The following is an 11035-nucleotide window of genomic DNA, read 5'->3' as shown; positions in this document are numbered from 1 at the left end:
CAGTTAATAAACAAGGGATCATTAATACACCGAACCAACCTACATATAAGCGGTTGTTGGTAGAAGTGATCCACTGACAAAACTGCTCCCATGCGGAAGACTGTTGTTGTTGTAAAGTGGTAGTCATATGTTATATGATTGCGTTATGAATTTTTCTAGGTACTTTGTGTGAAGTTGTTTGCCTCACATTTATATATTAACGAATATGTAAAGTTTTGTCAAGGATTTTATGAAAAAAACTCAAAAAACTGTTACTTTTTGTTACACATAGAAGAAGATATGTCGGTGAAAACTTTATAAAATATAGGGTTTAGAAGTTTAATCTGTTTGTCACAAAAGTTTAAGTAAGATGTCGAAGAGCTAATGTTGAGCGAGTTTGAATGGCTATTTCTTCGTCATCTTCTTTGAGGTTAATCAGGGTTTTTTGAATGATATGTTTCATGTTTTGGTTATCTACGGCCTGATATAGATTTCCTAAGGAAACAACGGTAGCATAACGTACCACCCATTCTCCATCTTGGGCGGTAATGAGAAGGGTATCTAATACTTTTTGTTGGGCTTGGGGTCGGTTTTCGGGGGGAATTTCTGACCATGTGATGCTCCCTAGTCCTTTGGTGGCAGCCCTTCTCACGCTCAGGGAAAAGTCACTACTGGCGGCTTTTAACAATAATTGTAGGGCGCGGGGGTCGCCGATTCCTGCAAAGACTCTAATAGCCCATGCCCTTGCTCCGTAGTTGTAGTCGTCAACGTTTTCGAGGAGGGATGTGACGGCGGGTTTGCCGATGGCAATTAAGCCTTCTGTGGCGGCTACGGCGGCGCCTGGATTATTGTATCCCAATACTTCGATGAGGGTGGGAATGGCTAGGGGCGATCGCACTTTAGCTAAGTTACTGACTGCTAAAAACAATTTGGGGGCTGAATCGGCTTTTTCTACGGCTGTGATTAAGTCATCTATGGGGATAATGGTTTCTGTCATGATCAATTTTTAAGACAAAAAGTTTGCTTCAAATTGTGCAGGGGTCAAATTTTGTTCAATATATAAGGGATTGACGGGGTTATAAGGGGCTTGGAGCAAGTCAACGGATAAAATTATCCCAGAAGATGATAAAACAGGCAAATCAGGGTCATATTCCGTAGCCCCTGTCAAACTACTAGAAAACCCCCTAAAGGTCATAATTTCTAAATTTTGCCCATTTTCTTCTGCTTTTACAATTACCAGCCATTGTGGATTTTCCTTGGTATATTCTTCTATTTTTAAGAGTAGATTATTCATCAAAAATTATTGGCTTACTTGATTTTAGGATAATATGTTTAGTCTTTGAAAGAATGGACAATGGATAACTAACAAGCTATAACCTACCTCCTACTATTGTTCAATGGCAATTCTACCTTGTCGAATGAGACGGAAGGCAAGGAAGTATAGTAAATAAATGCCATAAATAATTAAACCAGACATACCTAAAAACCCTAAAAATCCTGTGGTAGCGTTGGGGTGAAACCAACTTTTATAGTGCCATGGGGCTTCTAACCATGCTCGACAAACCTTTTCTACCGCGGCATCTTCGGAGAAAGTACATTTTAAAAAAGGAGTAAAGGCGATCGCACCTAGGATACCATAAATAGAAGTTGCCCAGCGCCACGAAGTGAGTAGTAAACGCAAGGGGCTTTTTGGTAAATCTTGAATTTCATCGTTAATATCCACCCAAAACCAAAGACTAATGACAATTAAAATATGTCCTATAAACCAAGCTAAATATCCCCATTGCCACACAGGAATAAACAAATAAATGGCGATCGCCAATAAACTAGCCACCCGCCAAAAAATCAATAATAACCGCTGAATAGAAGGAATATTAGAAAACAAACTCCAAACAGATAAAACAAGAGGAAAAAATAAACAAAAAACTAAAAATAACTTATAGTTAGTCCAAACTAAAGCCCTTAATAACGTATCTTCCATAATAAAAAAATATATTTAACCACAAAAAGAGGTGGGATAACCCCACCCCTTGCTTTTATTAAACAACAAATTGAACAATTAGTCGTCATAGATACGACACTCAGCCGCATCAGGATTATCTTCACAATATTGCTCTAAAGAATTTTTCTTTTTCTCTCCTTGTTGTTGGTGAGAAGCCTCAGCTTGTAACTCCTCCACAGCATCCCAAGCCGCCGCACAATCCCCAGAGGTTGCCCCCTCGGTGGTACATACTTCCCTAGCTTGTTTTAATTCTTCTTGAATTTTATCTTGTATGTTGCTCATAGTTTAATACCTTATGATTTTCTTATACCTTTATAGCTTATAACAGAATTAAGATCTTTGTGATAGGGATAATTCTACTAGGCAAAAACATCAATTCCTTTTAAACCCTATTCTGCTACTATTTCAGTTATTTCGGATACATAAAAATAGCTCATAGAATCATTTATGGTAATGTTTTAATGATATTAATCTACCTCGTCTAAATGTTCTGCCACGGCGCGATACAATTCCAGAACATGATGATCTAAGAGACGATAATAAACCCTTCTACCTCTTTTTTGATATGCTACTAGGCGCATGGATTTTAATGTTCTAAGTTGATGAGAAACAGCTGATTCGCTCATCTGTAACATATTTGCTAAATCACAAACACACATTTCTTGTTGGGCTAATACTGATAGAATCCTCAGACGATTGGCGTCCCCTAATAAACCAAAAAAGTCTGCCATAGTTTGAGATTTTTCATGGCTGAGAATTTTTCCCTCAAATACTCCACATAAGTTATCATCTATTCCGTGGGGAGAGCAGGGAATTAGTTCATTTTCTAGGTGAGTTTTATTAAGGGAAGGGCTTTTCATAGTTACGAGGTAAGGTACTTTTGATTATTTTTGATATTTACTATCTTAACTCGATATTGTTTCTAGCATCTTGAGAATAGTTAACTAGAGGGTTAAGGTGCGCTGGAAATTTTGTCTTTTGATACAAGGTAATGGAGGAAATACGATCTTAAACTATCAAGGAATTCTTTCAAAAAACTATTTTCATGAAGATAACTGACATATATTACAAAACCTTTTTAGTCTTAATTTAAATACCCATTAACTAAAATTTAGTTTAAGATATTGCCTACTTTTAAAACTATAAATATATTTTTTGCGACCATGAAAATATTATTCATTCCATGATAAAAAGATAATTTTCTGATTATGACTCCATACCATCGAGCGCACCTTAGGTAAGAAAATCTCTAATCCTGTTCAAAATCCGTTAAATTAGAAAAAAGAGCATAACAAAACTTAAAACTATGACATCACCTTCCATCGCTGTTAGAGAATTACCATTGTTTCCTCTGCCCGAAGTGGTTTTATTTCCAGGGCGTCCGTTACCTCTACATATTTTTGAATTTCGTTATCGTATGATGATGAATACTATTTTAGAATATGATCGCCGTTTTGGTGTGCTAATGATCGATCCTAGTAACGGGGAAATTGCTAATATTGGTTGTTGTGCGGAGATTATCCATTTTGAACGTTTACCTGATGATCGCATGAAAATCCTGACTTTAGGACAGCAACGGTTTAGAGTTTTGGAATATGTGAGAGAAAAACCTTATCGAGTTGGTTTAGTGGAATGGATTGATGATCAACCTACCCAAATTAATTTACAAGATAAAGCTGATGAAGTGAGAACTTTATTAACAGATGTGGTTACACTCTCAGCAAAATTAACCGACCAAAAAATTGAGCTTCCTGAAAATTTACCCACTGCCCCCATGGAATTGTCTTACTGGGTAGCTAGTAATTTATATGGTGTGGCGGTGGAACAACAAACATTGTTAGAAATGCAGGATACTGCTGAGCGTTTGCAACGGGAAGCTGATATTTTAGTTACCACCAGGGGAAATTTGGCAGCTCGTACGGCTTTAAAGGATGCTTTTAATTAATTAAAAATACTTTTTAAAAATTGTTAATATAATTTTGTAACTAAATAATTTTGACTTTGACAGGGTTCAAAACTATGGTTACTTTACAAGAATAGATTGTCTTGTATTTTTCAAATAGTTCTAACAGTCCCGCAAAGTCAAAAGGTAAAATAGTTTATTATGCTTCGTTTTTTCCTGTTTGAATATATAAAATTAAAAGGAAAACGGTAGGCACAAGCACAAACAGTAGAGTAGCAACAAAACCTAGATCGTTAACTTGCATTTTCTTATTTTTCAGATATTAAACTAACGGTAACTAGAATATCATAATTTAGCTTTTTAGGTTCAATAAACCATTACCATACATAGTTTATAAACATTAAGAAATATTAAGATTGTTGCAAAGAGGCGATCGCCCTTTGATACTGCAAATCAACATCAGTGCCAATTTCAAAATAGTTAATCGGCTCTTGAGAGACAACAAAATCAGGAGAAATCCCGAGTTTATTAATATCTTTATGGTTAGGGGTTTCATATTTGGCAACTGTTACCGCCAATCCTGCGCCGTCGGGAAGTTCAAATAAAGATTGAATCAAACCTTTTCCATAAGTTTTTTCCCCCACTAAAATCGCCCTACCATTATCTTGTAAAGCCCCTGCTAAAATCTCACTGGCACTAGCCGTACCTTGGTTTACCAAAACTACTAAGGGTGCGTCTGTAATTGGTTCTCCCATAGCATCATAACTACCCATAGTACCTTGTCTATTGACGGTATAAACAATGGTGCTAGGTTTTAGCCATAAACGGGCAATTTCAACCCCTGCTTGTAATAAACCCCCTGGGTTATTACGTAAATCTAAAATATAACCCTTAACGTTTTTTTGTTCAAAAAGGGCGATCGCATGGGCTAAATCCTTGGTAGCACTACCGCTAAACTGATTTAATCGCAGATAACCCACAGGAAAATCGGGGTTAGAATCATCTAAACGACTAATAACCGAACTCAGAGAAAGGCGATCGCGCCTTAAATGATATACATTAACAATATCCTTATCTTTAGGTTTAATCTCCAAAGTAACCTCAGTACCAACCTTACCCCGAATACGACTAGCCGCCTCATCCAAAGAAAGAGTATCAGCCCTTACCCCATCAATACTAATAACCTCATCCCGAGGATGAATCCCCGCATCTTCCGCAGGAGAATTAGGCAAAGGAGAAACCACCTCAATATGTTTCGTTTCAGGATTGACGCTGATTTGTAAACCAACCCCAGAAAGTTCCCCAGAAGTAGTAATCTGCAAATCATGATAGCGCTCTGGGGGCAACAAACGAGTATAAGGATCATCCAAACTAGCCAACATTTCCCTAATTACTCCATAAGTTTCCTCCCTATTATTTAAAGGTTTTCTGAGAATTTTTTGGCGTAATCCCCACCAATTTTGACCATTAAAAGAACTATCTACATAGGCTTCATTAACCAAACGCCAGCACTGAAGCACTAACTTTTCTTCCTCACTAAAAGCATAGGCATTAGGCACTGCTACTATTCCTGAAAGCAGAATATAAAAAATAACTAAACAACAAAGAAAAATTTTTTTCATAATATTTTTAATACAAAAAAATAAAAAATAACTAAAAAATTATACTTCCACAAAAAATAAAACAGACCATATAAAAGTATTACCAATTAAATTTTAGGTTGAAATATTCATATATTTAACATTTAATTATTAATCATTTATACTATTTTAAATCACAATAAATTTATGATTAACTAGATAAAAAAATAAAGCAAGGAAAAAATAATAAACCACTTGTAACCAATATTCCATCACTGAATAAATTTACCAGTATCAATAGTAAGTTTTTTCAATTAAATAAAAAATAGAACTAAATATAGCCGTCATAATCAATAAAATTACCACCCATCCAGATAAAAAACCCAGTAAACCAAATCCTCGCAACAGATAAAGAATAATAGACAAAGGGAGAGTAATAATCGTTAATATTCTTAATATTCGGGGAGCTAATTGAGCATTTATACGCATTATTTTCAATAAAAAATCAAATCGTAGCAAATATTAACATTCAATCTAATTAAACTAGCAACAATACTAGCATATTAACGAAGTAAATTATCTCAAAGCCTATTAATATAAAGGTTACAAGGTAAATGTTAATTAATTATAAACAAAATTACACCTCCACATTAGAGCTAAGTCTTTAAAACATCCACAACCCTATATTTACAGTGCTTTTTATTAAATTTTAGCCCATGTTGATTTTTAGTCAATACGTTTTTTGCTTTTGTAATTAATTACTATATTAGCTAATATAAAAGTTTTATAAAACTTTTTTTAGGCTTAAATTAAAGTTAATAAAAGATTTAACAGCTTTTAAATATTTTAGAAAACGATTAAACCTAAATTACAGCACCTTATAACAAAAAAGATTCTGTGAAAAATAACAAATTAGTCAATAATGCAAACAGAGCAAAATTCTGGAGTCTGACAAAATGACATTGACATTAGCAGTTTATGGAAAAGGCGGTATCGGCAAATCGACCACCAGCTGTAACATTTCCACCGCCCTCGCCAAAAGAGGAAAAAAAGTATTACAAATAGGTTGCGATCCGAAACACGATAGCACCTTTACCCTCACAGGCTTTTTAATCCCCACCATCATTGACACTCTCCAAGAAAAAGATTTTCACTACGAAGACATTTGGCCCGAAGATGTAATCTACAAAGGTTATGCAGGGGTAGATTGTGTCGAAGCAGGAGGACCACCCGCGGGCGCTGGTTGCGGTGGTTATGTAGTCGGTGAAACTGTAAAACTACTCAAAGAATTGAACGCCTTTGATGAATATGATGTAATTTTGTTTGATGTGTTGGGGGATGTGGTTTGTGGTGGTTTTGCAGCGCCCCTTAACTATGCCGATTATTGTCTCATTGTCACCGATAATGGTTTTGATGCCCTTTTTGCCGCCAATCGTATCGCCGCCTCCGTCAGAGAAAAAGCACGTACTCATACTTTACGCCTAGCGGGTTTAATTGGTAATCGCACCTCAAAAAGAGACTTGATTGATAAATATATTTCCCACGTAGCCATGCCTGTATTGGAAGTATTACCTCTCATTGAAGATATACGGGTATCACGGGTTAAGGGTAAAACCTTGTTTGAAATGGCAGAAAAAGATCCTAGTTTGGATTATGTATGTGATTTTTATCTCAATATTGCTGACCAAATTTTGGCAATGCCTGAAGGGGTTGTGCCTAGTGAAGCCCAAGACAGAGATTTATTTACTTTACTTTCTGATTACTATCTCAATCCCCCTGCGGATGCACCCAAGCAGGAAGTTGATGAGCTTGATTTAATGATGGTTTAAAGCAATTGACAATTAAAATTTTCTGGTTATTTTGTAAATTATTTGAGAATTAAATCATGTAGATAAAAAATATGAAACAAATGAAGTTAAAAATTAAAGATAAATGGCTAGATTATTGGGCTATTAATAAAAAATGGATTACTTTATTTTGCGAAGAAAATAATGATTGGTATGACACATCAGATAATGGTAAACGTCCCCCCGCTAAATTAATTTTGGGTATAGTGACAGCCCTAGAGTTAGAATTATCCGAATATTTAGAGACTTTTCTTTATTTAAACTCTGATGAAGATGCGATTATTCAGGCGTTAGGTTTGGATTTTGATCCTGATGTTGAGTTAAAAAAACTAGAGGATATTAGAAAAACATCACCAGCACAAATAACGCAATCATCACCTTCTTATACTTCGCCTTTAGATGATTTTCGTAAACAGATTTTAAACTCTAATAATCAAATTTAAATTTATCAATACTTCATTTGTTAATGGTGAGGTAAGGTTATTTAACCTTAACTCCCCACCCAAACAGAAATTATACCTAAATTCCCTCCCTACACAAAAATCTATACATAGGAGTAAATAAAAATGACATTAGCCCAAGCGCCCATTACCCCAGAATTAAACTTTGAATGTGAAACAGGAAATTATCACACCTTCTGCCCCATAAGTTGTGTGGCATGGTTATATCAAAAAATTGAGGATAGTTTTTTCCTCGTCATCGGAACAAAAACTTGCGGTTATTTCCTACAAAATGCCATGGGAGTGATGATTTTTGCTGAACCTCGTTACGCTATGGCGGAGTTAGAAGAAGGGGATATTTCAGCGCAGCTTAATGATTATAATGAGTTGAGAAGACTTTGTGAACAAATTAAGCGCGATCGCAACCCATCTGTTATAGTGTGGATTGGTACTTGTACCACAGAAATCATCAAAATGGATTTAGAAGGTATCGCCCCCAAACTAGAAGCCGAAATCGGCATCCCCATCGTGGTTGCCCGTGCCAACGGCTTAGATTATGCCTTTACCCAAGGAGAAGACACCGTTTTAGCATCCATGGCGAATCGTTGTCCGAAAGAAGCAACAACTAACACCGAAGAAAAAGAAGAGCGCAACGGCATCCAAAAACTATTAAACTTTGGTAAGAAAAAAGAAGAAATTACCGCCACCGAAAGCGAATATAAACAACATCATCCTTTAGTATTATTTGGTTCATTACCTGATCCCGTTGTCACCAATTTAACCCTAGAATTGAAAAAACAAGGGGTAAAAATTGATGGATGGCTACCAGCCAAACGCTATACCGAATTACCTGTCATCGAAGAGGGTTATTATGTGGCAGGGGTTAATCCCTTCCTCAGTCGCACCGCCACCACCCTAATGCGTCGCCGTAAATGTAAACTAATTGGCGCACCCTTCCCCATTGGCCCCGATGGCACTAGGGCATGGATTGAGAAAATTTGTTCTGTGTTGGGAGTTGAAACCCATGGCTTAGAAGAAAGAGAAGCCCAAATTTGGGAAAACTTACAAGACTATGTGGATTTAGTGAAAGGTAAGTCAGTATTTTTCATGGGAGACAATTTATTAGAAGTATCCCTCGCCCGTTTCCTCACCCGATGCGGAATGAAAGTCCATGAAATCGGTATCCCCTACATGGATAAACGTTACCAAAAAGCGGAACTAGATTTCCTTGCCCAAACCTGCCAAGAAATGGGAGTTACCATGCCTACCATTGTGGAAAAACCTGATAACTATAATCAGCTACAACGCATCAAGGAGTTACAACCCGATTTAGTCATCACAGGAATGGCCCACGCTAATCCCTTGGAGGCACGGGGAATTAGTACAAAATGGTCGGTAGAATTTACTTTTGCTCAAATCCACGGTTTCACCAATGCCCGTGATGTATTAGAGTTGGTTACTCGTCCTTTACGTCGTAATAATAATCTTAAGGATTTGGGTTGGAATCAATTGGTTAAAAGTTAATCTGTAGGGCGATGCACCGTCCATTTTAAATTTTGTAAGTTTTATCTAAAAGTAGATAAAGATGGTACATCTCAAGAATGCAGTAACTGTGGTAATCATACTGGTAAAAAGCAAATAAGTGAAAGAATACATAATTGTCAGTATTGCGGTTATACAGCACCAAGAGACGTCGTAAGTGCAGAGGTAATTAAAAATAGAGGATTAATTGCGGTAGGGCATACCGTGAATAAAAATGCTTACGGAGACGTACTGACGGGGATTAGTCAAGGTAACTTGCTTAATCTAGTTAAGTGTCAATGATGTAAGAATCACCCATCACAATCTTTGATTTGATGGTGTGAGTGTCAATACTTACAACTATTATCCCGGATTGAGTTTAATTATTCGTCTGGGTTTGTTGTTGTGATGCTCCGCAATTTATACAATAGGGTAAGTGTTTATAGGTTAGGTTTTGGCAATTGTGACATTCTTGATATTGATAGTAACCGCAATGGGGACAATAGAGACTGTCGGGGGGTAATTTTTTGGCACAACGCAGACATTTTGATTTTTGAATTCTTTTGGTGGCTTGATTTTTGGTGTTAAAGATTACTTTTTGACTAAATTTTATGAGGGCGAAGGTAATTAGGGGAATAATAAAAATATATAGATATGCTAAGACAAAGAGTAAGCCTGTAAATAATACTGTTACTATTTCTGTCAAGATGGATAGGAGCGCCCCTACTTGTAAAAACTGAAAAATTTTGATGATTAGAGGGATATAGAAGATTATCAACAAATGCCATGTTATTAAGGCTAGTTGTCCGTTTCCATTATTATCGGCTTTGAGATGAAGCCACGTTGCGATCGCAATTAGGGGCGCTAAAAATAGAACTTGGAATATAATTTGAATACTGGGATACCAAAAGGAAGCTCTTTCAAAACTCGCCTCTAAATTATTAAAATTATCATCGGAGTTAAGTAGGGTAAAAAATTCTTCTACTGTCGGTAAAGCAAAGATTTCCCTTTTTAAAGTATCTATTTCATTTTTAAGATTACTTATTCTATTATTATTCTCCTCTAGGGTTTGTCTTGCTTCTCTGGCTTCTACCTGATTAATGGATAACTCACCAGGTTGCCCTGCAATTTCTTCTAAAAGGGTAGAGTCATATTGTTCTCTGATAGTTCGATTTTCTGCTTCTATGGTGCTAATAGTACCTTGTTTAGAATCTATTTCGTTAACTTTTGTTCTAAATTCACGGGTTTGGGTTGCATCAAAGGAAGAAGCGTAATCGTAGCAAATAGGGCTAACACTTCCTAAGTGTTTATTTTCTATATTTTGATAATTATCTCTTAAATTTAGATTAGGGTTGTAAGAATAATTATAATTATTGTTAGTTAATATTGTGTATTGTTTATCTTCATCGCTGTTATCTCGATAATTATTCCACTGAGAATAACAGGGATGACTATCTGAGGGGCTAATATACCAATTTCCAATGTCATTTAACCCTATAAAAACGTTACTAAGGATAAATATATCCATAATAATAATTAACACCAAACTAACTTTGTTGATTGGTTCTTCATCAATTTTTCTTGATTTGCGAAAAAATGTCCTAATAAATCTTTTTATTTTTTGCCACATATATTTAAATTTTGATTAATTTGATTATTGTATTTTAGAGTTAATAAAGGATTGTAAAATCTGTTTTAGTAGTTATTTTTATTACGGAAATGATAAGCGATAACCATGTTTGAATTTCCCAAGCACGGCTATG

General features: G+C 35.8%; 12 protein-coding genes and 2 pseudogenes. 5 read left to right on the top strand and 9 right to left on the bottom strand.

The window, feature by feature from the left end; all coding sequences use genetic code 11:
- From IQ215_RS14405 to IQ215_RS11605, 6 genes and pseudogenes are all read right to left on the bottom strand, one after another.
- A pseudogene (locus IQ215_RS14405) lies at positions 1-127 on the bottom strand (photosystem II q(b) protein); the annotation flags it as partial.
- 213 nt (positions 128-340) lie between these two features.
- The gene (locus IQ215_RS11625; RefSeq protein ID WP_193801573.1) at positions 341-976 is read right to left on the bottom strand and encodes a HEAT repeat domain-containing protein; all 636 of its coding nucleotides are present in this window, start codon (positions 974-976) and stop codon (positions 341-343) included.
- Between the two features lie 9 nt (positions 977-985).
- Positions 986-1273 carry a hypothetical protein gene (locus IQ215_RS11620; protein WP_193801571.1) on the bottom strand — a complete coding sequence of 96 codons (288 nt, stop codon included), beginning with the start codon at positions 1271-1273 and terminating at the stop codon, positions 986-988.
- Positions 1274-1366: 93 nt separating this feature from the next.
- Positions 1367-1960, bottom strand: coding sequence for a DUF3177 family protein (locus IQ215_RS11615; protein ID WP_193801569.1), 594 nt, complete (start codon positions 1958-1960; stop codon positions 1367-1369).
- Positions 1961-2038: 78 nt separating this feature from the next.
- Entirely contained in the window at positions 2039-2263 is a 225-nt protein-coding gene (locus IQ215_RS11610) for a Calvin cycle protein CP12 (RefSeq protein WP_193801567.1), read from the bottom strand.
- A gap of 185 nt (positions 2264-2448) precedes the next feature.
- Positions 2449-2841 carry an ArsR/SmtB family transcription factor gene (locus IQ215_RS11605; protein WP_193801565.1) on the bottom strand — a complete coding sequence of 131 codons (393 nt, stop codon included), beginning with the start codon at positions 2839-2841 and terminating at the stop codon, positions 2449-2451.
- A gap of 446 nt (positions 2842-3287) precedes the next feature.
- Here IQ215_RS11605 and IQ215_RS11600 point away from each other — a divergent pair, with 446 nt between their 5' ends.
- Positions 3288-3926, top strand: a complete 639-nt coding sequence (locus IQ215_RS11600) for an LON peptidase substrate-binding domain-containing protein (protein WP_193801563.1) — start codon at positions 3288-3290, stop codon at positions 3924-3926.
- Between the two features lie 157 nt (positions 3927-4083).
- Here IQ215_RS11600 and psbM read toward each other — a convergent pair whose 3' ends face one another.
- Both psbM and ctpA read right to left on the bottom strand, forming a co-directional pair.
- Positions 4084-4188, bottom strand: a complete 105-nt coding sequence (psbM, locus tag IQ215_RS11595) for a photosystem II reaction center protein PsbM (RefSeq protein ID WP_015221999.1) — start codon at positions 4186-4188, stop codon at positions 4084-4086.
- A 106-nt stretch (positions 4189-4294) separates the two neighbouring features.
- Complete coding sequence (gene ctpA / locus IQ215_RS11590) at positions 4295-5506, bottom strand: carboxyl-terminal processing protease CtpA (RefSeq protein ID WP_193801561.1); 1212 nt, start codon at positions 5504-5506, stop codon at positions 4295-4297.
- A gap of 914 nt (positions 5507-6420) precedes the next feature.
- Between ctpA and bchL the strand changes: the two genes are divergently transcribed.
- The 4 genes and pseudogenes from bchL to IQ215_RS11570 all read left to right on the top strand — a co-directional run.
- Entirely contained in the window at positions 6421-7293 is an 873-nt protein-coding gene (gene bchL / locus IQ215_RS11585) for a ferredoxin:protochlorophyllide reductase (ATP-dependent) iron-sulfur ATP-binding protein (protein WP_015222314.1), read from the top strand.
- 80 nt (positions 7294-7373) lie between these two features.
- Positions 7374-7754: a DUF5331 domain-containing protein gene (locus IQ215_RS11580; RefSeq protein WP_193801552.1), complete on the top strand. Its 381-nt coding sequence runs from the start codon at positions 7374-7376 to the stop codon at positions 7752-7754.
- A 123-nt stretch (positions 7755-7877) separates the two neighbouring features.
- Complete coding sequence (locus tag IQ215_RS11575; protein ID WP_193801550.1) at positions 7878-9275, top strand: ferredoxin:protochlorophyllide reductase (ATP-dependent) subunit N; 1398 nt, start codon at positions 7878-7880, stop codon at positions 9273-9275.
- A gap of 18 nt (positions 9276-9293) precedes the next feature.
- Positions 9294-9575: pseudogene (locus IQ215_RS11570) on the top strand (zinc ribbon domain-containing protein); the annotation flags it as partial.
- 76 nt (positions 9576-9651) lie between these two features.
- Here the strand turns inward: IQ215_RS11570 and IQ215_RS11565 are convergent.
- Complete coding sequence (locus IQ215_RS11565; protein ID WP_193801548.1) at positions 9652-10902, bottom strand: zinc ribbon domain-containing protein; 1251 nt, start codon at positions 10900-10902, stop codon at positions 9652-9654.
- Between the last annotated feature and the right edge of the window lie 133 nt (positions 10903-11035).

The sequence above is a fragment of the Cyanobacterium stanieri LEGE 03274 genome, from assembly GCF_015207825.1.
GTDB classification, from domain to species: Bacteria; Cyanobacteriota; Cyanobacteriia; order Cyanobacteriales; family Cyanobacteriaceae; genus Cyanobacterium; species Cyanobacterium stanieri_B.
The sequence above is the reverse complement of the archived record's forward strand: the minus strand, read 5'-3'. Positions and strand labels throughout refer to the sequence as shown.